Source organism: Acinetobacter sp. AR_0276 (assembly GCF_003000705.1).
GTDB lineage: Bacteria > Pseudomonadota > Gammaproteobacteria > Pseudomonadales > Moraxellaceae > Acinetobacter > Acinetobacter nosocomialis.
The window spans coordinates 3,811,213-3,836,322 of the sequence record NZ_PSQO01000004.1; the positions used below are offsets into that span (position 1 = coordinate 3,811,213).

Genomic DNA, 25,110 nt, shown 5'->3' on the forward strand with positions numbered 1-25,110 from the left:
AACAATTATCATTATAATCAATAAAGAAATGCTTATTTTTATAATATTAATTAAAAACAATAACTTAATTTAAAATTATGGTTAATAAATAGCTGGATTTAGATTGTAATCATATGTTTGATATTTATTGCACTTGATAATAATGATAATTATTTGCAATTATGTTGCGCAATTTAATATCGCTTCAAATAGGAGTTAAATATGAGCTCTACCATCGTGGTCACAGGTGCTGCAAGAGGTATTGGAGCTGCTATTGCAAAAAAATTATTGCAGCAAGGGCATCAAGTGATTGGTATTGATCAACAGGAAAACCCAGAACAATGGGAAATCATTCAAAAGCTAGAAAACCATGAAATATCACGTTGGCAAGGAATTTCACAAGACATTACACAGCAACAAACTACTCAAAATTTAATTGCAGAGCTTTTGGAAAAGCACAACATTACAGGATTAGTAAATGCAGCGGGCGTATTAATTATGCGTTCTATGCTTGAAGCAAAACCGGAAGATTGGCAAACACTTTTTGCGGTGAATGTCATGGCACCCATCGCAATTAGTCAACAACTTGCCAAGCACTTTTGTGAAAAAAAACAGGGAAGTATTGTCACTATTAGCTCAAATAGTGCACGTATGCCACGTATGCAGCTCGGCATGTATGCAACGAGTAAAGCGGCACTGAGTCATTACTGCCGTAATCTTGCACTTGAAATCGCACCTCATCAAGTCAGACTCAATATCGTTTCGCCAGGTTCTACTTTAACGCAAATGCAACAACAGCTTTGGACAGACAATTCGCCTCCACCTGCTGTTATTGATGGCGACTTAAACCAGTACCGCACTGGCATTCCACTTAGAAAACTTGCCCAGCCTGAAGATATCGCTAATACCGTTAGCTTTTTACTTTCAGACCAAGCAGCACAAATTACTATGCAAGAAATTGTGGTCGATGGGGGAGCCACATTAGGCGTTTAAATATTAATTCATCACAACAAAATAATTTTATAAGGAGTTGCGAGATGTCGGTACAGCATCCGTATTTTATCCAACGAGAAAATTTTACTGAAAGCAGAATTACACTCGCAAAAGAAGTTTTAAATTGCACTGATAACGCTGGTTTTATATTTACGACTCCTGAATACATCATATCGAGTCATCAAAAACTTAAAGATATTGAGGTTACAAAAGACACTCAGCTAAAAGAGTGGCTAAACGAAGCCCGTCTACAATTACAACAAGCAATTGCAGATGGTTATAGCGATGCCAAGGTTATGGGTGGGTTGCCATTTAGTTCATCGGCAGATGTCAATTTAATGCTAATGCTAGATGCCAAGGTTTACCAGAAAGCTTTATTTTCACAAACTGATATTAATCTTGATGACTTAATCTTAAAGCAGGCCGATTATTTACCTTCAGGTGAACACTATAAACAACAGGTTGAATATTTAGTACAACAAATGCGGGCACAAAAGCTAGATAAAGCAGTACTTGCACGTATTTTACAACTTGAATTTGAAGAGAATCTTCCAGTCTCAGATGTATTTTATAACTTGGCCAAGCATAATCCTGAAGGATATAACTATGCAGTCGCAAGACACCCTCAAAGCGAAGGTTGGTTTGTTGGTGCAAGTCCTGAACTATTAATTGCAAAGCAAAATAATAAAATCTGGAGTAAACCTGTTGCGGGCACATTAGCACGCGATGATGACCCAATTGTTGACCAAAATAATGCAAGAGCTTTACTGGCTTCACAAAAAGATCAACATGAGCATGCTCTTGTCATCGAAATGATTGCCGATGAACTCACTCCTTTCTGCAAGCAACTACATGTGCCCAAACAACCTTCACTTATTCGCACCAAACGTCTTTGGCACTTGGCCTCACACATTACGGGCGAGCTTAAGCAAGCCGATACTCATGTTTTTGACTTAATTGAACGTCTACATCCAACACCTGCAATTTGTGGTGAGCCAAGTTCCGTAGCAAAAAATTTGATTCAGCAACTTGAACCATTTAACCGTGAACTATTCGCCGGAACCATGGGTTGGGCCGATGCCGAAGGTAATGGTGAATGGTCTGTGACCGTGCGCTGTGCTCGTATTTATCAAAATATTGCCCGTTTATTTGCCGGTGCAGGAATTGTGGAAGCCTCACGTCCACAAGCTGAACATGCTGAAACTGCTGCAAAGTTCCGTACTGTACTTGATGGCCTGCACATTTCACCAGACCAATTACCACGATAAGGAATATACAGATGACAACAATAAAGTATTTAGAGGGCGCTGTACCATATCCAGAAGAATTTGCCATGGCTTACCGTAAAAAAGGCTATTGGATTGGGCAAAATCTGAGTGACTTTTTACGGGAAAGTGCTCAAAAGTATGCGAAAAATATTGCAATTTATGATGGAGATAAAGCTGTTAGCTATGAAAAATTTGACAACTTAGTTGACTGTTGTGCAAGCCATTTATATCAATATGGCTTACGCGCGGGTGATAAAGCCGTCGTACAAATGCCAAACCACTATCAGTTCTATGTTCTATTTTTCGCCCTGATTCGATTAGGTGCTTTACCTATCATGTCATTGCCTGCCCATCGATATGCTGAACTCAGTAGCTTTTTTAAACAAACGCAAGCAAAAGCTTATTTCTGTTCTGATTTTGGTGCACAAAAATTTGACTACCGAGAGCTTGCCGGAAAGCTTCAGCAAACAGCAGCTTGCTTAGAGTATGTATTTGTACTTGGAGATGCTGGCAATTTTGTTGCTATCGAAAATCTATTAAAAGAAACAGAAATTCTAGCGGAAGCAATCTCGCCAACTACAGCAGATCAAGTGGCTTTTTTACAGCTTTCGGGGGGTAGCACAGGTGTTCCAAAACTGATTCCACGTACTCATGATGATTATCTATACAGTGTGCGTGAAAGTGCCAAAATTTGCGAACTCAATCAGACTTCACGTTTATTGATGGTTTTACCTGCGGCACATAACTTTTCAATGAGCTCGGCTGGTTCTTTAGGCATTTTTTATGCTGGCGGCGCGGTGGTTTTAGGTACAGATCCAAGCCCTGAAACTGCATTCCCACTTATTAAAAAACACGGTGTGACAGATGCTTGTTTGGTTCCTGCCTTGGTTCGACCGTGGATGGATAAAGCAGCCAAAGATCAAGATTCAATATTATCAACTCTACGTTGCTTGCAAGTCGGTGGAGCACGCTTACCCGATGCTGCTGCCTTACGTTTAATTGATGAATTTAAGGTTAGTTTGCAACAAGTCTTTGGAATGGCTGAAGGGCTTGTGAACTACACCCGTTTTGGCATGTCAAAAGAACAAATTATTCATACCCAAGGTTTAAAAATCTCGCCAGATGACGAAATTTTAGTACTAGATGATCATGACCAACCCGTAGAAGCTGGACAGGTAGGGCATTTGCTCACTCGTGGCCCCTATACCATTCGCGGCTATTACCAAGCACCGGAGCATAATGCTCGTTCTTTTACACCAGACGGTTTTTATCGCACAGGCGATTTAGTCCGTATCCGTGAAGATGGCTGCATTGTTGTGGAAGGGCGTTCAAAAGAACAAATTAATCGTGCTGGTGAAAAAATTGCGACTGAAGAAGTGGAACAAGCGTTATTAACTCATCCACAAATCCGCTTGGCAGCGCTGGTTGCTATGCCCGATGAAGTTATGGGTGAAAAAAGTTGTGCTTTCGTGGCATGGCAATCACAACCTGATGATCCAAGTCCAATTCGCCTTGCGATGTCAGTTCGACAACATCTGAAAGACTATGGGCTTGCTACCTACAAAATTCCTGATCGTGTCGAATTTATCGAGCAGTTTCCATATACAGCTTTTGGAAAAATCAACAAAAAAAGATTACGTCAACAACTTGAAACTAAAACCAATGTTCTTGCCTAAAGATAAAAAAGGAAAATTTAATGAGTATTCCCAAAATTGCTAGCTACAGTATGCCTCAAGCCCATGAGTTTACGCCCAATAAAACCCATTGGCAGTTACATACCAATCGCGCCGTGTTACTGGTCCATGACATGCAGCAGTATTTTTTAGATTTTTATGACCAAACTCAAGCACCTATTCCAGAGCTCATTAGAAATACCAAAGAACTGATTAAAACCGCACGTAAATTTAATATTCCAGTGGTTTATACTGCACAGCCCGGTAATCAGACGCCTGAACACCGTCAACTATTGACCGATTTTTGGGGAACCGGGTTAAAAGATGATCCGTATATTACTCAGATTTTGCCGGAAATCTCGCCTCAGAAAAATGATACTGTTTTAACAAAATGGCGTTATAGCGCATTTAAGTTTTCCCCACTTGAACAACTCATGCGTGAGTCGGGCCGTGATCAACTTATTATTTGTGGTGTTTATGCCCATATTGGCTGTCTCATGAGTGCCGCAGAAGCATTTATGCTAAACATACAACCATTTTTATGTGGAGATGCACTCGCTGACTTTAGTCGCGAAGAGCACGATATGGCATTAAAATATGCGAGTACACGTTGTGCTCAGGTGATGACAACTCAACAAGTGACTCGTGCTTGGGAACTCGAACAAGCAACCTCGCCATTAACCCCAGAAGGAATTGTTCTCGCGGTAAGTGAACAATTACAAATTCCAGCTTCAGACATTCAGTTAAATGATGATTTACTCATGCTTGGGCTTGATTCAGTTCGCTTAATGACTTTAGTGGGTAAATGGCAGGCTTATGGTGCTCAGGTAAGCTTTGAAGATTTGGCAGAACAACCTACATTAGAAGTATGGATTGAGAAACTAGTCGCTTAAATTCAAATGATAAAAAAAGCAGATCATTGATCTGCTTTTTTTATTTTATAAAGATGAATGGTCTTTTCTATATCTAAATACACGGCCAAGCGACCATTTTAAAACCGGTAAACTATGTACCAAAACAAAGAAAAAGACCGTAAATACAGGCACCAGTAAAGTTCCTATAACTACACTGCCAAATACACTCATACCAATTTCATGGCGACTCACGGCACCAGCACCTGTAGCAACGACAAGGGGAATAACACCTGCACCAAAAGCTAAAGACGTCATTAAAATTGGACGTAAGCGTAAAGCTAAAGCCTCACACGCAGCAGTAACATAGCCTTTACCTTGTTTTATGGCTTTAGTTGCGAACTCCACAATTAAAATCGCATTTTTACAAGACAAACCAATACCCGTTAGTAACGCGATTTGGAAATACACATCGTTTGGTAAGCTAAAGATTTGAGCAAATACAAGAGTTCCAGTAATTCCTAGTGGAAGTCCTAGTAAAATAATAAGAGGTACTTTCCAGCTTTCATATAAAGCGGCTAAACATAAAAAAATAAATAAAATAGAGATAATGTATAAAAATAAGGCTTGTTGGCTCGATTGCTGCTCTTGTAAAGAGAGGCCACTCCATGCGACATCTACACCAGACTGTTTGCCCACCATATCACTTAACTGTTGCATCGCCTGACCTGAACTAAAGCCAGAACTGACATTTGCTTCAAGTTGTATGGCAGCAAGCCCCATAAATCGCGTTAAGGTCTCTGGGCCACCAATCCATTCGCTTCGACCAAAATGTGCAAGAGAAAGCATTCCACCTGTATTATTACGGACGTGCCAATAAGCTAAATCTTCAGGTTTAGAACGAAATTCAGCATCACCTTGCATAATAATTCGTTTAATTTTGCCTCTTTCAACAAAATCACCCACATAGTTTCCACCCCAAGCAGTTGATAGGGTTGAGCGAATCGCTTGTTGATCAATCCCTAATATTTTGGCTTTATTCTGATCGAGCTGAATGAAAACCTCAGCCTTATTCTCACTTACAAGCGGGCTTAAATTTTCAAAAGCAGGATAATTGCGAGATTCATTTTCTAAAGCTTTATATTGTTTAATGAGTTCATTGCGTCCTTGACCATTTACATCTCTGAGCCAAAGTTCTAGAGCATCAGATTGGCCCAAACCAGAAACACTTGCAGGCATACCCACCATAACTTTAGCTGGTAAGTTTTTTTGCAAGTAATTTTGCGCACGTTCACGAATAGCACTTGCAGTATTAGCTTCACCTTTACGTTCATTCCAATGCTTTAAGGAAACAAAGGCCATGCCTAAATTTGGACCACTTCCTGAAAAGTTTTGTCCATTAACTACTAGTACGGTATTAATATTTTTAGCTTCATGTTCAAAGAAATAGTTATTGACCAGTTTACCTACTTCTTGTGTTTGGCTCATAGAAGCACTGTTATGCAAACTATAAGGCACAGCCAACAAACCTTGATCTTCATTTGGAATAAAGCTCGTCGGCAAACTACGATAAATCACAATTAAAACAGCAACTAAAGCCAACACGACAAGACATGAAAGTGCTTTAAATTTGATTAAACTTGTTGCTAAAAAACTAAAACCAACTTTAACTTTTTCAAGCAAAGTCTCAAGTTTTTGTCCCCATTTAGGTTTTTGAGTTTGTTTTTTTAGTAAGACAGCACACAAAGCTGGCGTAATAAACATGGCTACCAATAAAGATAACAACATCGCAGCCGCTAGGGTAATTGAAAACTGGCGGTAAATCATACCCGTTGAACCACTAAAAAAAGCCATCGGGATAAATACGGCGGTTAGTACCAAGGTAATACCAATCAATGCACCAGTAATTTCCTGCATCGATGCTAAGCATGCATCCCGAACACTTAAATGTTGTTCATGCATAAGCCGTTCAACATTTTCAACCACTACAATCGTGTCATCGACTAATAATCCAATCGCTAAAACCAGTGCAAACAGGGTAAGAGTGTTAATACTCATACCAGTCAAATACAACACAACAAAGGTACCGCAAATCACAATAGGTACAGTAATGGTTGGAATAAGTGTAGCGCGCCAATTTTGTAAAAAGAGATACATGACAATGACGACCAACACCACAGCTTCAAGCAGAGTAATGATGACTTGTTTAATGGACTCTTCAATAAACGGTGTATTGTCACGTGGATAAACAATTTTATATCCAGTAGGTAGATGCTGCTTGAGCTGTTCAATTTTTGCTTTAATTAGACCAGAGGTTTCAATCGCGTTCGCATCAGGACTGAGTGAAATACCTAAACCAGCGGAAGGGTAGCCGTTTAGCGTATTGATACTTTCATAGTTTTCGGCGCCTAATTCAACTCTCGCCACATCTTTTAAATAAACCAGACTGCCATCTACATTAGCTTTAACGACAACCGATTTAAAATCATCGACTGTTTTTAATCGAGAACCAGCAGTAACTTTGGCATAAATATTCTGATCAGAAGCAGAAGGCATAGCACCAATTGAGCCAGCAGCTATTTGAGTATTGTAATCTTCAAGTGCCTGTTCAACATCACTCGGCATAAGTTGATAATTTCTAAGTTGATTTGGATTTAACCAAATACGCATTGCATAACTTGAACCAAACACATCCACTTCACCAATTCCTTGCAATTGTGAGAGTGGTTGTTCAAAGTGATTGACCATATAGTCCGATAATTCGATATTGCTGGCTTTTCCTGTTTCATCGTATAGCCCCACAATTAACAGCATATCACCTGTGGTTTTCCAAATATTTACCCCTTGTCGTTGGACCTGTTCAGGTAGACGGTTTAATGCACTGTTAATGCGATTTTGTACTTGTAATTGTGCCTTATCGATATCTGTACCAATTTTAAAATGAATATCAATACTGGTCGTTCCTGACGATTCACTATTTGATGTGAAATAAAGTAAGTTATCTAGTCCTTTAATTTGTTGTTCTAAAATCTGAGTTACGCTTTCTTCAACAGTTTCAGCAGACGCACCTCGGTAATTAGCAATCACTGTGACACTTGGAGGAGCTAGGTTTGGATAACGCTCAACCGGCATTGCACGAATAGAAAAAAAACCAAAAATAAGAATAGTGATGGCAATGACAGATACAAAAATAGGGTGATAAATAAAAAATCGAGAGAGCATTGTTATGTCTACTTTAAGCTTGTTTTCAATAGGTTTTTAGGCACACCAAATTGCAATATTAACTTTTTTAAACCAAACAAACAATAATGATTATCATTATATAAATAATAATTACTTTTATCTTGAACAATAAAAGTCATGGGGCTATCATGCTCGGCACATCATAAATGATAACAATTATCATATGGTAATCGTTATAAAATATAAGGACCGAGAAATGACGTTAACAAAAAAGGCGCTGGTGGTCGCCCTCTCAACACTGCTTCCATTTGCAGTCCAAGCAAATACCGATATTGACCAACAAGGCACAAATGAACCTGTTCAAAAACTTAAAACTATTGTGGTTTCTGCTGCTTTAAAAGAACAAGATGTAGATAAAGCACCTGCATCGATTAGTGTAATCACAAGTGAAGATATTGAACGTAGCGCGGCACTCAGCCTTGCCGATGTTTTACAAAAACAAGCTGGGGTTTATAACTATAACAGTGGTCAAGATAAAATCGTTATACGGGGAATGCTGAATACCTCAGGGAACTACACCTTAATTCTTTTAAACGGTAAACGCATGTCATCTAATGGCGCCATGTGGCGAGGCAATGACTTTGACTGGAGTGCGATTCCTTTAAATAGTATTGAGCGTGTTGAGGTGATTCGTGGGCCAATGTCATCTCTCTATGGTGCAGATGCGATGGGCGGTGTTATTAACATTATTACCAAAAAAGCAGAAGATGGACAATTACACGGTTCTATTTTTGGTCAATATAACCGAGCAGACCGTGGTGATGGTAAAAACCAGTACCGTTACGGGTTTAATCTATACGGTGGTTTAACCGATAATTTAAGTTTCACTCTGGCAGGTGATGCTTATAACCGCGATGCATGGTATAGAAAGGGCCAGCCAGATCCAGATGGTGCATATTTTGTAGAAAAAGACACCAAAAACGTAAATGGTACTTTAAGCTGGAATATTAATGACCAGCAAACCTTAGATCTAGATTTGGGCTATAACAACGATAAACGCCCGCTAACTCAAGATGCAGCTACCTCCATTCAAGAATCAGAAATGAAACGTACCAATGTGGGGATTGCTCACCGTGGTAAATGGGCTTGGGGTAAAACAGAAGCTTATATCGGTAAAGAAACCGCCAAAATTTATGACTATGACAGTGAATACGATGCGCCTCAAAGCCGTCACTATAAACAAGAAAATTTAATTGGCCGTGCTTTTGCCAACTTTGACTGGCTCATGAATAATACGACCAGTGGTTTTGATTATAAAGATCAGAAAATTACAGATGTCGTAAGTTATATCGGCACTGGAAAGAATCAGCAAAAGAGCTACGGTATATTTGTTCAAAACGATACCCATATTAATGACGCACTTACCTTAACATTAGGTGGTCGTTATGACGATTTTGATGACTTTGATGGTAAAACCACAGGTAAAGCCTATTTAGCATATCAACTCGCTGAAGGAGTCATACTTAAAGGTGGCGTGGGACAAGCTTATAAAGTTCCGGCTCCTGCTCAGTTAGACATTAACTACTCGATGATTTCATGTGGAGGTAGTTGTCACATTCGAGGTAATCCAAACCTAGCACCCGAAGAAAGTACAAACTATGAAGCATCCTTAATTGTGACCCGTCCAAACTGGAATGCTGGCGTTACAGTTTTCCAAAACGATGTGAAGAACTTGATTGAAGCAATTACCTTGAGTGATGGTGACCCGCGTTTAGTAGGTGATTTTAGAAAAATCTGGACCAATGTGAGTCGCGCAGAACTCAAAGGTGTTGAGCTTACAGGTGGATATGATTTCACTGACAATTTAGGTGTTAAGGCAAACGCAACTTATCTCGACGCAAAAAATAAAACCACAGGTAAAGACTTAACCGAACGACCAGAATGGCTTGCCAATGGCTCTATTTCCTGGGCACCAGTTCAAGACTTTCGTGTAAATGCAGGCGTGAGTTATGTAGGCAAACAAATGTACTCTGCAACTAAAGAGTTGCCAGCTTATACCACCTATGACGTGACATTTACTTCTCCTATTACGCCACGTTTAACACTGGACTATGGTGTAAAAAACCTGACCGATGTTGATTTGGAGGATAAAAACAAAACCTTTAATACCAAACTTTATGGCCGCAATTACTTCTTAAAAGCGACTTATAGTTTCTAAGCTAAATCTAGACTCAAAGCTTATTCATAGGGGAATAGGCTTTGAGATTTTTAGTAAAACACCCATGATTTCAAGTAAATATAGACAAAATAATTTTTAAAAATTCCTATATTTCTAAACATTCAGGTTAATTAACATGACGACAATATCAAAATCATTATTAAATGGACTACCGATAAAAAAATCGAGAATACAGGTTTTTGAAATTTTAAATCAGAACCCACATGGCTTAAGTGCGGATAGTATTTATGCACAACTTAAAAATGAATATAAAATTACGCTAGGAACTATTTACCGAATTTTATCTGAATTTGAAAATCGTAAACTCGTCAAAAGAGTGTTTTTGGGAAAAAGTAAAAGTATTTATAAACTCAGAAAAGACAAAATGAGTTGTAATCTGATTTGCTTAAAAACAGCCGAAACTTCAAGCTTTGAACATGAAAAAGTGAAGGAACTATTACACGAAGTTATAGATATTATTTTTGCAAATACTGGAACAGACATCAGCAGTGTAGAACTTAACCTCTATACTGAATAAAAATTTCGTTTAAATTTTCATATAAAAATAAAGGACAGCTTCGTACTGTCCTTTATACTTCATTAAATGAAATTATTTGATGACTTTAATTCGAGTTGTAGACGGAATAATGAGTGGTGAATTTTTAGCAACATAGCTTTCAAAGGCATCAATATCTTGACCACCACCAACGCGGTTCTGGCCATCTTTTAATACAGTGAAGTTGTCACCACCATCTGCTAAGAAACTATTTACCGTTACACGGTACACCTTCGTATCAACCAATGGGGAACCAGCAACCATAATATTGCTTGCTCGTGGTGAAACGGTTGTGTTTGCTGAATATTGATAACTTAACTCTTTAGACGGCTGTAAAATTTTAGGAGAACTTGCATTTCCACCAGACCATTGCTGCTCAAGCACATCTCGAATTTGTTTACCGGTTAAACTCAGTGTCACAATAGAGTTACCAAAAGGCTGAACCGCAAAAATATCACCAAAAGTAATTTGGTTATTGTTATTAATTAAGAGGTCGGCACGTACACCACCTGGGTTCATGAGTGTAAAGTCTGAACCTTGATCGCTTGCTTTAAGAGCAGAGGCTTGTTGTGCGTCGGCAATCATATCACCTAACGGACTTTCACCACTTTCGACTTGAGTACGGCTCACAACGGCAGTAGAAGTTCCAACTACGCGTCCAGAAATGGTTGTTACCGCCTGACGGTATTTATCTAAAATCGCTTCAATACTTGGTGTCTTACTAAATTTTTGATAAAGATCTGTAAGGCTTACGGTCATTGTGCCTGAAGTATAGGCCTCACTTTGAATCGGAATTTGTTTAGCATCTTTTTTAATGATATCGCCAGTTTTACCGTCTAGCTCAATCTTAATATCGGTAATAAGTGTGCCGTATTGGCCAGCTGAAGTCAGTAAGAATGGCTTAGCTGGATTTTTAGTTGCATAGTCACAAATATAAGATTGATGCGTATGCCCTGAAACAACAATATCAACTGCCGGATTTAAGCGATCTAAAATACCTAAAATAGGTCCACTTAAGCCATCACAAGTTTTTTCATTAAGTTTAGTACTTGGTGCAGCACCTTCGTGAACAACTACAACAATTGCCTGAATTCCTTGTTTTTGTAGTTCAGGAATTAGCGCATTGACCGTATCCGCTTCATCACGAAATTCAACATCTTTAATGCCGGCTGCAGAAACAATACTTGGAGTCGCTTTAAGCGTTAAACCAATAAATGCTACTGGAATTCCGCCATACATTTTGACTTTATAAGCTGGAAAAATAGTTTTACTTGCATCGTTTTTCATTGCGACGTTAGCTGCAAGGAAATTAAATTTCGCCCCACTAAAGTTTTTATTAATTTGGCAGGGTACTGTACTTGTATATTGTTGACATCCACCATTTTGCAAACGGCGTAACTCATCTGTACCTCGGTCAAACTCATGGTTACCGACTGCATTAAAGTCAATTTGAATATCATTCATGACGTCAATGGTTGGCTCATCTAAAAATAATGAAGAAGTGAGTGGCGAAGCACTAATTAAATCACCCGCTGAAACAACAGCATTATTTGGATTTTGAGCTCTAAGTTTTTTAATTGCGTCTGCAAGGTAACTCACACCACCAACTGGAATACGAACTGTTCGAGACGCGTCATTAGGGTTAGCGGCATCAACGTAGCGTTTAGGTGGCTCTAGATTTCCGTGAAAGTCATTAAAAGCTAAAATATCGACAATCTGGTTACTTCGGGGCGCAGATGTATTTGAATCACTGTCATTGTTATCATTACAACCGGCTAATAAAGCCATCGCCAGACATAAAGATGTTGTCTTAAATAATATATTTAAAGTTGTCATTTTTTATCAATTGGTGAATTAAGATGCATAAAAAATACGCATACTGTGTGAATATTTGATGAAAACTAAATCTTAATCAAAATCAGATGATCTTTAAAAAATTAATGCTAAGATAATATTAGAGGTAAACTAATAAAAGGAAATATTTAAGACACATAAATAGATGTTAATTTTTAAGTTTTTCATAAAAAATTCATGAATTTGCAATAAAACAGTTACAAAATGTTCAGTGAATAAAATCGGTTATATATTTTTAAATTAATCTTTTTTATTCATGTTCACTTTTTATCCATTATAAGAGTCAAGAATGACATCATTACCTACATTATCTAGCTCAAACCAGCATAATTTAGAGACATATATCAATAGAGAACTCTCTTTATTAGAGTTTCATAAGCGTGTGCTCGCTCAGGCCAAAGATATTGAACACCCATTACTTGAACGTTTAAATTTTTTAATTATTTTTTCACGTAATCTGGATGAATTTTTTGAAATTCGTGTGGCAAGTTTAATCCAGAAAATTAGCCTAATGACACAAGCGACTGGACCAGAAGGTCTGCCATTACCAGAAGTATTAAAGCAAATTTCGAAAAATGCTCATGAAGCCGTTGAAGAGCAATATAAGATTTTAAATTATACGTTGTTGCCACAGTTGCAAGGCTATGGCGTCCACTTTATTCAGCACGGCGATATATTAGAAAAACATAAAGAATGGATTAAAGAGTACTTTTTTAAAGAAGTACAACCTGTAGTTACACCAATTAGTCTTGATCCTGCACACCCATTTCCACGGTTAGTTAATAAAAGTCTTAACTTCATTGTGACTTTGGAAGGCAAAGATGCTTTCGGACGTCAGATTGATTTAGCTATTGTGCCGGCACCGCGTTCTTTACCAAGACTTGTTAAAATTCCGGAGCATATTTCCGGTGGTGCAGAACATTACATTCTGCTCTCTGCCATTATTCACCAGCATATTTCGGATTTATTTCCGGGTATGAAAGCGACAGGCTGTCATCAATTTCGTGTGACCCGAAATGCTGATTTAACCGTTTCTGAAGATGTAGAAGACTTGGCGGCAGCTTTAAAAGGTGAATTATCTTCACGCCGTTTTGGTCAAGCAGTTCGTTTGGAAGTAGCAAAAAAATGTCCTGAAGAAATTGCGAACTATTTATTAGAGCAATTTGATTTAGATGCAGAACATCTTTATTACGTCGATGGTCCTGTCAATTTAGCCCGTTTTATTTCCAACTTTGATTTGCCAGAGTTGCGCTATAAACCGTATCAACAGGTTTTACCAAAACTTCTCTATAGCAAAAAGCCAATTTTTGATGTGTTAAAAGCAGGGGATGTTTTACTTCATCATCCATTTGATTCTTTTGCACCCGTTATTAAGTTTCTTCGGGAAGCTGCTCAAGACCCAAATGTCTTGGCAATTAAACAAACCTTATACCGTAGTGGTGCCAACTCGGAAATCGTTCAACTTCTTGCAGAAGCGGCGCGTAACGGTAAAGAGGTCACTGCTGTTATTGAGTTACGAGCACGTTTTGACGAAGAGTCCAATATTGAAGTAGCTAACGTATTGCAAGAAGCAGGTGCAGTTGTCGTTTATGGCATTGTTGGCTATAAAACTCACGCTAAAATGATTTTAGTTGTTCGCCGTGAACAAGACAAAATTAAAAGATATGTCCACTTAGGTACAGGCAACTATCATGCGGTGAATGCCAAAATTTATACCGATTTTGGCCTGCTTACGAGTGATGCTGAAATTTGTGAAGACGTACATAAGATTTTCCAAGAACTGACCGGTATGGGCAAAATGGCAAAGCTTAAGAAACTTTTTCATGCACCTTTTACCTTGCACTCTCAGTTGCTAGAGCTTATTGAACAAGAAATTAAAAATAGCCTTGCTGGCAAAAAAGCACACATCATCATTAAAGTGAATGCGCTTACTGAACCACAGCTCATCAGCGCGCTTTATAAAGCTTCTCAAGCGGGTGTACAAATTGATTTAATTATTCGCTCAATTTGCTGTTTAATACCACAAGTTACAGGGTTGTCCGATAATATTCGAGTACGTTCAATTGTTGGACGCTATTTAGAACATACTCGAGTTTACTATTTTTATAATGATGGTGATACAAAAGTGTTTTGCGCTAGTGCAGACTGGATGGAACGTAATTTGTTCTCTCGTATCGAAACCTGCTTCCCAATCGAAAGTAAAAAATTAAAGAAACAAGTGATTGAAGATGGGCTAAACAATTATCTAAAAGATAATCGTCAAGCATGGGAACTACAAGCCGATGGAACTTGGGTGCAATGTCAGCCTAAACCAGAGCAAGATCTTTATATTGCACAGCAATACTTAATGAACTTAGCCGTGTAAAAGTTCGGTCATAGCAGAATATTTGTCTGTTATGACCTTTTAATCACCTTTGATTGATAAGGAGTTATTAAAATTTGGACAAAAAACACAATTATCGAACAATATCTTGTATCAACCTTATCTACAAACGTGGCATTTTTAATTAGAATAAATTTTTAATTGCTTTATAAGATTTAATCAAGTGATTCATTTCGCAAGATTAATCCTGACTGGAGAAAAATTTATGCAATGGACAAAACCAGCTTTCACTGATTTACGTATTGGTTTTGAAGTAACAATGTACTTTGAAGCACGTTAATTATTTCTATTCAAATCTGACATAAGCCCTAGTTTTGTTCTAGGGCTTATGTCTTTCTAATAAGATATTAATTTTATGTATATTTATATTTTAGGTTCAGCGGCTGGAGGCGGCTTCCCTCAGTGGAACTGTAATTGTCCTAATTGTCATGGTGTTCGTACAGGTAAAATTAATGCCAAAGTACGAACTCAATCTTCAATTGCGGTTTCAGAAAACGGCGTAGACTGGATTTTATTAAACGCATCACCAGATATCCGTCAGCAATTATTTGACTTTAAAACAGCTCAACCTGCACGTAAATTACGTGACACGGGCATTACCAACGTTATTTTGATGGATAGCCAACTTGACCATACCACTGGACTGTTAACTTTACGTGAAGGCTGTCCAATGAATGTGTGGTGTACAGAAATGGTCTATCAAGACCTGACCACAGGTTTTCCAGTCTTTAATATGTTGAAGCACTGGAATGGCGGTCTTCAATACAATGAAATTAATCCTAAACAAGCTTTTAAAATTGATGGTTTTGAAAATTTAGAATTTTTACCTTTAATTATTCAAAGCGCGGCACCGCCATATTCACCACATCGCCATGACCCGCATGAGGGCGACAATATTGCCTTAATCATCAAAGATCGTAAAACACAAAAACAGTTGTTTTATGCACCAGGGCTTGGAAAGATTGATGATCAAATCATGCAGATTATGCAAAATTCTGACTGCGTCATGATTGATGGCACACTCTGGACCGATGATGAAATGCAGCAAACGGGTGTAGGTAAAAAAACTGGCCGTGAAATGGGACATTTATATATTAGTGGGGAAGGCGGTTCACTGTCTTATTTGAACCAACTCAATACACCCAAAAAAGTGCTGATTCATATTAACAATACCAATCCGATTTTAAATGAAGACTCTGCTCAATTTGCTGAACTAAAAGCACATGGTGTAGAAGTTGCCTATGATGGCATGCAGATCGAACTCTAAGGTGAAACATGACTCAAACACCTGAAGCTTTAACAACCGAACAATTTAAACAGGCCATTATTGATAAAGGTCAGTATTATCATATCTATCATCCATTTCATGTGATGATGTATGAAGGTAAAGCCACTCAACAACAAATTCAGGCTTGGGTTGCAAATCGCTATTATTATCAAATCAATATTCCACTCAAAGATGCCGCGATCATGGCAAATTGCCCAGACCAACGCGTACGTCAGGAATGGATTCAGCGCATGATTGACCAAGATGGTGAATATCCTGACGGTGGTGGACGAGAAGCATGGTTACGATTAGCCGAAGCTGTAGGTTTGAGTCGTGAACAAGTGATTTCCGAAGAATTGGTTTTGCCGGGTGTTCGCTTTGCTGTAGATGCCTATGTAAATTTTGCACGTCGTGCATCATGGCGTGAAGCCGCAAGCAGCTCTTTAACTGAATTATTTGCACCGCAGATTCATCAATCTCGCCTTGAATCATGGCCACAACATTACCCTTGGATTGATGACAAGGGCTATGAATATTTCCGCTCTCGTTTAAGTCAAGCACGCCGTGATGTTGAACATGGTTTAACAATTACGCTTGATTCATTTACCACTCATGAGCAACAACAAAGAATGCTGGAAATATTGCAGTTTAAACTGGATATTTTATGGAGCATTTTAGATGCCTTAACACTGGCATACGTACACAATGAAGCACCATATCATAGCGTGACTCAAGAACGGGTATGGCACAAAGGACTATTTAAATGAATAAAGAACAATTTGATGTAAATCTTGTGCCTACATGGCGACAAGGTTATCGCTTTCAATTTGAGCCTGCTCAAAATAGTTTTGTCATTTTATATCCTGAAGGCATGATTAAATTAAATGAAAGTGCAGGGGCCATTGGACAGTATATTGATGGGAAAAATAATGTCTCTGCCATTATTTTCCAGCTCAAGCAACAATTTGGCGATATAGCCGAAATTGACAACGATGTTATTGATTACATGTTAGTTGCCCAGCAACAACACTGGATTGATTTAGTATGACAGAAGGTGTTGGCCTACCTTTATGGTTATTAGCGGAGTTAACTTATCGTTGCCCGCTACAATGTCCATATTGCTCAAACCCTTTAGACTACGCGCAGCATAAAAATGAACTGACCACACAAGAGTGGTTTGATGTTTTTGATCAAGCGCGTCAAATGGGGGCAGTACAACTCGGTTTTTCCGGTGGCGAACCTTTGGTGCGTCAAGATCTGGAACAGCTTGTGGCGCATGCACACCAACTAGGCTTCTACACCAACCTGATTACCTCAGGCATGGGACTTACCGAACAGCGTATTTCGCATTTAAAGCAAGCTGGCCTAGACCATATTCAAATCAGCTTTCAAGCGAGTGATCCGGTCGTTAATGATGCTTTAGCTGGGTCGAAACATGCTTTTGAACAAAAGTATGAAATGTGCCGACTTGTTAAGAAATATGATTATCCGATGGTCCTCAATTTTGTAATTCATCGGCATAACATTGACCAGATCGATAAAATTATTGAGCTTTGCCTTGAACTCAATGCAGATACAGTCGAACTAGCAATTTGTCAGTTTTATGGTTGGGCATTTTTAAACCGTCAGGGTTTATTACCGACACAAGAACAACTCATACGTGCTGAACGTATTACCAATGAATATCGGGAAAAGTTAAAAGCGCAAAATCATCCTTGCAAACTTATTTTTGTAGTGCCTGATTATTATGAAGAAAGACCAAAAGCCTGTATGAATGGCTGGGGTAAAATTTTCTTTACAGTTGCTCCAGATGGTATGGCTCTGCCTTGTCACGCAGCAAGACAATTACCGATTTCTTTCCCAAATGTTCGTGAACAAAGCCTATCAAAAATCTGGTATGAGTCTACCGGTTTTAACCACTTCCGTGGTGATGCATGGATGCCAGCAGGATGCCGTAGTTGTCCAGATAAAGACCGCGACTTTGGTGGCTGTCGTTGTCAAGCTTATATGTTAACAGGCGATGCAAGTAATGCAGATCCTGTTTGTAGTAAATCGCCGTATCATCAGCTCATTGAACAGGCACGTGCCGAGAGCGAATTCGATGCAACTCTAGAAAAACTGGTATTCCGTAACACTAAAAATTCAAAGCAATTTACGGTTCAACAAAACATTCCGGTTCAAAATATTGTAGATGATTAGCTATGAGAAAACCGATATGAACCATGGCATATTGCCTGTTTTTGATGGCCATAATGATATATTAACCCGTTTGTGGTTAAGTGATCATAGCAATCCTGCTCAGGCTTTTATTCAGGAACGTTTAGCAGGGCATCTCGATTTAAAACGCTGTCAAGAAGCGGGTTTTGTCGGTGGGATGTTTGCTATTTTCTTGCCGCCTTTTCATTATGTTAAGCAGCATCATCCCAACAAACTATTTGACCAAAACGCGTCTGACTTTACCCAACAGCAAATTGAGCAAATTTGTCTGGCACAACTCGATTTAGCAAAACAACTTGCCGAGTATTCTAACGATATTCAAATTTGCACAACTGTTCAGCATATTCAGCACTGTTTAGCAAAACAAAAGTTAGCCATTGTATTGCATATGGAAGGCGCCGAAGCACTACAGCACAATCCAGATTTACTCGATGTATTTTATGATGCAGGGCTTCGTAGCATTGGGCCGCTTTGGAATAGACCCAGTCGTTTTGGACATGGTTTAAATGCTAAGTTTCCCCATTCACCAGATACGGGAGCCGGCCTTACACACGAGGGGAAAGCATTTATAAAACGCTGTACTGATAAAAAAATGGTGATTGATGTTTCCCATATGAATGAACGAGCTTTTTGGGATACCGCTAACATTCTTCAACAGCCCATAGTCGCGACCCATTCGAATGTACATGCCTTATGTCCACAAGCCAGAAATCTAACAGATGACCAACTTAGGGCGATCAGGGACTCTAAAGGCATAGTCGGGGTAAATTTTGACGTTGCATTTTTACGTAAAGACGGGCAGCGCGATGCCAACACATCTATTGATGTACTTTTAGAGCATCTTGAATATTTAATAGATCAAATGGGAGAAGATTATGTCGGTTTTGGTTCCGACTTTGATGGAGCACTTATTAGCGATGAAATTGAAGATGTAAGGGGACTACACCTACTTATTGAAGCAATGCAAAAGCGACATTATTCCAATGAAAGTATAGAAAAAATTTGTTTTTCTAACTGGTTAACCGTACTCAATCGCATTCTAGATAAATAATTTATTGCTAAACATATTGAAAATAGCGAATTATTTTGCATTTTTTATTGGCCGAAATGACTAAAAAAAGTACAAATGGTTTAATTGTCAACCATTCGGTAAATTAATTAGAATCAATATTACTGAATGTAAGAACATTTGGTATTTCAGGTCTTTAGTGGTTTTCACATGCGCCCATTTCTTTTTGAGAAGTAGAAATGGGCGTTTTTTATTGCTTATTTTAAAAATGAGAATTTCATCACAAGAATGACCAATTAATTGCAAATGGTCCCTTTCCCATCTTGACTAAAAGTTCAGCATTAAATACATTGGAACTGTATTTAAAGATAAATAAGATTGCTTAAAGCAATTAATAATACTGCTTAATCCTGAAATACAGTAAAAAGCCTATTCCATTTTTAGAATAGGCTTTTTGCTTTGTATCAAAATTTATTTTTGAAACTACTATACTCTTCAATTAACATAAAAATTAAATACCTTACAAAAGCGACTCAAATCAAAGCCCTTAAATAACAAATAATGTGCTATTAATTTAAGTTAATTTCTCAAAAGTTTCTCCGTCAACTGAAGAGGTGCAAAATGTTAAAATCAATTTTAGTACTAGGAACAGGTATTGCCATTGGCATGTGCGTATACAAGAAGAAGCAAAAAAATAGTAAGAGTTTTAGTACCGATAGCGATACTGACACATTGATTAGTAAAGATAATAATAAAAACAAAGATGATAGTTCTCTAGATAATGCTGTACAGGTTTAAAAGTAAATAAAGGGGTTCATACGTGGGCCCTTTAAATATTATTTTCTATAAATTAAATTTATTTAAAATAATAAACTTTTTTACAAGTTCATCTAATATTAATTTTTATTTTAAATAATTATTTCACTATTCATTTAATTATTAAATAAATATGTTTAAAACAAAAAAAACACTTCAAATGCTAAATTTTACATGTTGTAGCAAAACTCCCTTTATTATCTTTAACGTTAAGAATAAAAAATGGAGACTAAAATGTCTAAACGTCATATTTTAAAAGAAGTTAATGCAAAAAGTATGTGTGGTATGGAAATTGTGGTAGAGCAAATTTTTGAAAATGCGTTGGAAAAAAATTTAGCTTCAACCGAAGTAGAGCAAAACTGGTTACCACTTTCGAAGATTGTCATTTCAGACAAAGTTATCAATTTAGATCAAGACAATACCTTTGCCCATCCAAGAACAGGTAAAGTCTTTAAAATTTTAAACTCTTAAGCAGTTTGGTTACTAACATGCATATAAACGAAATGATTGAGGCGAAACAACAAAATGTTTCGCCTCAATCATTTAATTAAGTGAATTTGCATTTCTTGACTCGTGATTAACCTAAAAATGCGTTAAGTTACTTATAATTTTTGAAGTAAATACTGATTTTTTATGATAATTGAGATAGAAACCCATCCACTACAACCATTTTTACCTGAAAATGCCCGTTTATTAATGCTAGGGAGTTTCCCACCTCCTCGTAATAAATGGAAGATGGACTTTTATTATCCAAACTTTCAAAATGACATGTGGAGAATTTTTGGCTTAATCTTTTTCCAAGACAAGACCTATTTTTTAAGCGAAAATCAGAAAACATTTAATGAAGAACGTATCCGAAACTTCTTAACTGAAACAGGTATTGCCATTTTCGATACGGCTTATCAAATTAAACGCCTCAAAGGTAATGCTTCCGACAAATTTCTGGAAATTGTCACACCCACAGACTTGGCGGCTTTGCTTCAAAAAATCCCTTTATGCCAAACTATTATGACTACAGGGGACAAAGCAACTGATACCTTAATTTCAGTTTTACCTGAGAACACTGAAAAACCTTTAATTGGAACATCGACAACAACTTATTTTGCCGACCGCAATATTCATTTATATCGGTTACCGTCATCTTCTAGAGCATATCCACTAGCGCTTGAGAAGAAAGCAGAAGCCTATCAAAAATTCTTTAATGAAATAGGTTTCTTGTAATATTCAAACTTACATCATCCACTCAATAGGCAGGTAAGAAACAGCTTTAATCATTGTTCGTTGAAAACGGCTGGTTCCCGGGTCTTTATCGTATTCAATGACTTGCCCATTCGACTGGTAATCTAGCCAAGTAATTTCACCTTGGCTATTTAGTTTTAACTGATAGGCCACTTGTGGTAAATGTTGATCTAACATAACGGAAATCTGAGTTTGTAATTGGCTAGATTCAATGACTAAACCTACTTCGGTATTTAAATAAGTAGAGCGAGGGTCAAAATTAAAAGAACCAATAAATACTTTGCCATCTACATCAAAAAATTTCGCATGCAAACTTGATTTATTTTTACCTTTTGCCGGTATAACGCTACCCGTTACGATTTCGTACCAAGTTCTACGTCGCCGTTCTAAAACAGGTTTAAACTCATAAAGCTCAATACCATTTTTAAGCATTTCTACACGGTATTGACTATAAAAAGCATGTACGATCGCAACATCATTCGCAGCAAAAGAGTTAGTTAAAGCACGAACTTTAATTCCTTCAACTCGCAGTTGTTTCAAATAATACGTACCTTGTTGAGTGGGTACAAAATAAGCAGAAGCTAATTCTAAGTGCTGCTTGGGTTTACCCATAATAGACATGACTTGCCCATACAGCATTTCATGTTCAGCTGCGGTACCTAAAATTTTCTTGGGAGAGTCTGCTACAAAGTGTGCTTTAGACCATTGTATAGGGTTGTGCTCTAAAAGCTCTTTTAGATAAGACTGAGCATCATAAAGTTTATCTTCAGTCAGACTATGGTTTTCATGGTGTAATTGTTCGTAATGCTCTCTTAGTGCTTTTAAATGATGCTCAGCACAAGTACCAATCACTTTAGTCGCGTCTACACTTAAGGTACTTTCCCAAAAGTCAGCAAATACAGCTTGGGCATGCCGTACAGCATCTCCATAAAACAAAATATCTAAATCTGTAAATTGAAACTTACTGCTTGCTTCAAAATATTCACTACTGATATTCCTACCACCGGTTACTGCAATTGAAGCATCTGCAATTATGAGCTTGTTATGCATACGGTGATTCACTTTTTTGAAGCGAAAAATATAGTCGAATATTCTTAAATATCTAAATTTATAAGGATTAAATAACCTAATTTCAAAATTGGAATGCTGTAAAAGGCTTCTTAATATGCCATCGAGTTTTATACCGTTTTGATCATCAATTAACAGTCTGACTTTTATGCCTCGATCTGCCGCCTTCAGTAATTCATGCAAGATCAGATTACCCACAAAATCATTAGTCCAAATGTAATATTGTAGATCTATGGTTTCTTTGGCATTTCTAATTAAATAAATACGTGAAGCGATACTCATAAATGCATCATCGAGGGCTACAAAAGCGGTAAGACCCTGACGTGTTTTTTCTTCTGCTGCCTCATCATTCAACCAATTATTTGTCTTTATCACTATATCTTTCTCATTAGGATCGTATGTATCTGTATAAGAAGGTAAATCAGTAAAACCCCAAGCACTTAAGGCCATAGTACTATACTGCTCATATAGCTGATTGATCATGTAAGCATTTAATTTGCATCCAAGTTAGATCTATCAGAGCATTCTTATATTCAATTTATATGTCAAAAACCTCAATAACTGTATGATTTTGTTGTACTCTAAAAAACTATAAAATTAAAATATAATGAAAACAATGTATTAGTAGAGATTAAAATTTTACTAGCGGCGTGTTAAATAATCATTTTGATTGTGTGAGCTGTATTTTACTGCAAGAAATTATTTCGATAATTTATGAATTTCACTTATAAAACTGTGACATATTACTCCTTATTTTTATAAGTTGTGTTTTAACATGCGCCCTAATTTCACAAGTTCACATTACTTACAATGAGGACACTAACTACTACATTAAAACACATGATTTCTATCATACTTCCTTAAAAAGCTGCATAAGCAACCTACCAAACAATGGAAGGTAGAAGGAAGGAGATAGGAAATGCCACAATATTTAATGATTGCTGAAAAGGTATATAAAAAAATTGAAGAAAATAATCTTTTTTCTGATACTCCGACTGAACATTTGAATAACTTGATAGGCGTAATCCGTAAAGAGATTAAAGGTACAAAATTTAAGCTTAAATATAACTTTATTGACTTTGAAGAATGTTTAACAAAGCCACTGGATGAATGCGCCGTTAAGATTGATATTAGCCTAATGCCAAGCCATAAAAATAAAGACGAATATATTTTATGGTTAGCGGGATTTATAGAAAGAATGACGACAGGTGGGGAGACTCATCTTCCTCCTATTTCAAAATTTATTCCACCAGACTTTAAATTTAACTGTGAATTTGATAGTGGTCATACTCAGCCAGTAGAAGTACAGAGACATGATGAGGGGGAACTTATCATTAATTACTTTAAATCAGAGCCCTTCATGAAAATTATAAAAGAAGAAAAATAATTTAAAGAATAGAAGTGTTTCCACCACACTTCTATATCGCTGTCAAAATTCAGCGACCGCCTTCTGGGGCGGTTTTTTTATGGAATTAGCAAAATTCCTTGTTATGTTGATGTCTTCACATAAGTTTTCACTATGAACATAACTCACTTGTTCGCTATAAAAATGGATACAGAAATCAATGTTAGCTTTTTATTATCTTCATGATTTAAGGAGATATAGAAATTTTAAAAGAGAGTTAAATTGCTTCCTTGTAGACAATTTAGTCTAGATGTATTCTGAATCTATAAAGAACTTTCATGTTTGTTAGTTTTTTAAAGGAGGTGTCTATGCTCCATAATTTTAGACAGTTTTTCTGCATGCACATCTGGGAATATGATTTTGATATTTCTCATGATGAGATAAGAGAATGTAGAAAATGTGGGAAAATTCATAAAGTGAAGAGTTCCCATAAAATGACTTAAGATTAAAGAAAGTGATTTTAAGCATATTAACAAAATAAGCCCAATAATTTAAAAGTATTGGGCTTATTTATGAATAATAAAAAACCTATTAATTTACTCAGAATATAATTCAAATTAGATCACATTTTTAAATTATAAAAGGTTTCAATTTACATAAATTTATATTAAATTTAAAAAACAAATAACACTTCAATAAAAACTAAAAACTTAAATTTATAACTTTAATCTTATACTTATATTTTACAATAAATTAATAAGGAGATAGAAATGCCAAAATATTTACTATTAGCAGAAAAAATTTCAAAAAATATAAAAAAAGAACATACCAATAATCATCTAAAAAACCTAAATAATTTAATTATGGAAATCAAAAAAGCAATTAATGGTACAGAATTAAAGTTTTTATATAATTTTTTTGATTTCGGAGGCACACTTCTTAATCTTCAGGATGAGTTACCTTTCAAGTTAGATATTAGCTTGATTCCCATCTATAAAAGTGAAGAAGACTTTATTTTTTGGTTAGCAGATTTCATTGATCGAATCACTATCGACACAAGTAAAGGAGATTATTCAATAAAAAAGAAGTTAGCCATCCTACACTCTATTGTTGAGAAAATTGATCTATAGGCTTTAGCTTAGTATAGCCATTTTTTTAAAGGTCCATTGATATAGAACTATCTTTTTTATC

Annotated in this window: 21 protein-coding genes and 1 pseudogene; 19 read left to right on the plus strand and 3 right to left on the minus strand. The window is 36.9% G+C overall.

The window, feature by feature from the left end:
• Positions 1-201: 201 nt before the first annotated feature.
• The 5 genes and pseudogenes from CSB87_RS19230 (at position 202) to CSB87_RS20130 (ending at position 4,806) form a co-directional block, all read left to right on the plus strand.
• A complete protein-coding gene (locus tag CSB87_RS19230; RefSeq protein WP_004887251.1) occupies positions 202-972 on the plus strand; it encodes an SDR family oxidoreductase in 771 nt (256 codons plus the stop codon).
• Between the two features lie 44 nt (positions 973-1,016).
• The gene (locus CSB87_RS19235; protein WP_004887250.1) at positions 1,017-2,240 is read left to right on the plus strand and encodes an isochorismate synthase; all 1,224 of its coding nucleotides are present in this window, start codon (positions 1,017-1,019) and stop codon (positions 2,238-2,240) included.
• Between the two features lie 11 nt (positions 2,241-2,251).
• Positions 2,252-3,916 (plus strand): (2,3-dihydroxybenzoyl)adenylate synthase, encoded by a 1,665-nt coding sequence (locus CSB87_RS19240; protein WP_004887249.1) that lies wholly within the window; start codon positions 2,252-2,254, stop codon positions 3,914-3,916.
• Between the two features lie 20 nt (positions 3,917-3,936).
• Positions 3,937-4,587, plus strand: a pseudogene (locus CSB87_RS19245) (isochorismatase family protein); the annotation flags it as partial.
• A gap of 18 nt (positions 4,588-4,605) precedes the next feature.
• Positions 4,606-4,806, plus strand: a complete 201-nt coding sequence (locus tag CSB87_RS20130; protein ID WP_371508613.1) for a phosphopantetheine-binding protein — start codon at positions 4,606-4,608, stop codon at positions 4,804-4,806.
• Between the two features lie 45 nt (positions 4,807-4,851).
• On the opposite strand, the gene CSB87_RS19250 is transcribed toward CSB87_RS20130, so the two are convergent.
• On the minus strand, positions 4,852-7,986 hold the full coding sequence (locus CSB87_RS19250; RefSeq protein ID WP_106105132.1) for a multidrug efflux RND transporter permease subunit: 3,135 nt from the start codon (positions 7,984-7,986) through the stop codon (positions 4,852-4,854).
• Between the two features lie 217 nt (positions 7,987-8,203).
• On the opposite strand from CSB87_RS19250, the gene CSB87_RS19255 reads away from it, so the two are divergent.
• Both CSB87_RS19255 and CSB87_RS19260 read left to right on the plus strand, forming a co-directional pair.
• The gene (locus CSB87_RS19255) at positions 8,204-10,165 is read left to right on the plus strand and encodes a TonB-dependent receptor plug domain-containing protein (protein WP_004887246.1); all 1,962 of its coding nucleotides are present in this window, start codon (positions 8,204-8,206) and stop codon (positions 10,163-10,165) included.
• Between the two features lie 136 nt (positions 10,166-10,301).
• Complete coding sequence (locus tag CSB87_RS19260) at positions 10,302-10,703, plus strand: Fur family transcriptional regulator (RefSeq protein ID WP_004887245.1); 402 nt, start codon at positions 10,302-10,304, stop codon at positions 10,701-10,703.
• A gap of 72 nt (positions 10,704-10,775) precedes the next feature.
• Here the strand turns inward: CSB87_RS19260 and CSB87_RS19265 are convergent, their stop codons facing one another.
• Positions 10,776-12,557 (minus strand): bifunctional metallophosphatase/5'-nucleotidase, encoded by a 1,782-nt coding sequence (locus CSB87_RS19265; RefSeq protein WP_006580913.1) that lies wholly within the window; start codon positions 12,555-12,557, stop codon positions 10,776-10,778.
• Between the two features lie 307 nt (positions 12,558-12,864).
• Between CSB87_RS19265 and ppk1 the strand changes: the two genes are divergently transcribed.
• From ppk1 to CSB87_RS19315, 10 genes are all read left to right on the plus strand, one after another.
• Positions 12,865-14,940: a polyphosphate kinase 1 gene (ppk1, locus tag CSB87_RS19270; RefSeq protein WP_004887241.1), complete on the plus strand. Its 2,076-nt coding sequence runs from the start codon at positions 12,865-12,867 to the stop codon at positions 14,938-14,940.
• Positions 14,941-15,163: 223 nt separating this feature from the next.
• Positions 15,164-15,238: a pyrroloquinoline quinone precursor peptide PqqA gene (gene pqqA, locus CSB87_RS19275; protein WP_001982218.1), complete on the plus strand. Its 75-nt coding sequence runs from the start codon at positions 15,164-15,166 to the stop codon at positions 15,236-15,238.
• Positions 15,239-15,313: 75 nt separating this feature from the next.
• Positions 15,314-16,225 carry a pyrroloquinoline quinone biosynthesis protein PqqB gene (gene pqqB / locus CSB87_RS19280; protein WP_004887239.1) on the plus strand — a complete coding sequence of 304 codons (912 nt, stop codon included), beginning with the start codon at positions 15,314-15,316 and terminating at the stop codon, positions 16,223-16,225.
• 8 nt (positions 16,226-16,233) lie between these two features.
• On the plus strand, positions 16,234-16,992 hold the full coding sequence (pqqC, locus tag CSB87_RS19285) for a pyrroloquinoline-quinone synthase PqqC (RefSeq protein WP_000195110.1): 759 nt from the start codon (positions 16,234-16,236) through the stop codon (positions 16,990-16,992).
• On the plus strand, positions 16,989-17,273 hold the full coding sequence (gene pqqD, locus CSB87_RS19290) for a pyrroloquinoline quinone biosynthesis peptide chaperone PqqD (protein WP_004887236.1): 285 nt from the start codon (positions 16,989-16,991) through the stop codon (positions 17,271-17,273). Before pqqC ends, pqqD begins: the two co-directional genes overlap by 4 nt.
• Positions 17,270-18,424 (plus strand): pyrroloquinoline quinone biosynthesis protein PqqE, encoded by a 1,155-nt coding sequence (pqqE, locus tag CSB87_RS19295; RefSeq protein ID WP_004887235.1) that lies wholly within the window; start codon positions 17,270-17,272, stop codon positions 18,422-18,424. The genes pqqD and pqqE overlap by 4 nt, the downstream gene beginning before the upstream one ends.
• 16 nt (positions 18,425-18,440) lie before the next feature.
• Entirely contained in the window at positions 18,441-19,493 is a 1,053-nt protein-coding gene (locus tag CSB87_RS19300) for a dipeptidase (protein WP_004887232.1), read from the plus strand.
• A gap of 579 nt (positions 19,494-20,072) precedes the next feature.
• Positions 20,073-20,249 (plus strand): hypothetical protein, encoded by a 177-nt coding sequence (locus CSB87_RS19305; RefSeq protein ID WP_000920232.1) that lies wholly within the window; start codon positions 20,073-20,075, stop codon positions 20,247-20,249.
• Positions 20,250-20,501: 252 nt separating this feature from the next.
• Positions 20,502-20,738 carry a hypothetical protein gene (locus CSB87_RS19310; RefSeq protein WP_000044007.1) on the plus strand — a complete coding sequence of 79 codons (237 nt, stop codon included), beginning with the start codon at positions 20,502-20,504 and terminating at the stop codon, positions 20,736-20,738.
• Positions 20,739-20,900: 162 nt separating this feature from the next.
• Entirely contained in the window at positions 20,901-21,488 is a 588-nt protein-coding gene (locus CSB87_RS19315) for a uracil-DNA glycosylase family protein (protein ID WP_000582748.1), read from the plus strand.
• A gap of 9 nt (positions 21,489-21,497) precedes the next feature.
• Here CSB87_RS19315 and CSB87_RS19320 read toward each other — a convergent pair whose 3' ends face one another.
• Positions 21,498-23,057: a phospholipase D family protein gene (locus CSB87_RS19320; protein WP_002084057.1), complete on the minus strand. Its 1,560-nt coding sequence runs from the start codon at positions 23,055-23,057 to the stop codon at positions 21,498-21,500.
• Positions 23,058-23,493: 436 nt separating this feature from the next.
• On the opposite strand from CSB87_RS19320, the gene CSB87_RS19325 reads away from it, so the two are divergent.
• Both CSB87_RS19325 and CSB87_RS19330 read left to right on the plus strand, forming a co-directional pair.
• Positions 23,494-23,961, plus strand: coding sequence for a hypothetical protein (locus tag CSB87_RS19325; protein WP_006580909.1), 468 nt, complete (start codon positions 23,494-23,496; stop codon positions 23,959-23,961).
• Between the two features lie 728 nt (positions 23,962-24,689).
• Positions 24,690-25,049, plus strand: a complete 360-nt coding sequence (locus tag CSB87_RS19330) for a hypothetical protein (protein WP_004887222.1) — start codon at positions 24,690-24,692, stop codon at positions 25,047-25,049.
• The last annotated feature ends 61 nt before the right edge of the window (positions 25,050-25,110 follow it).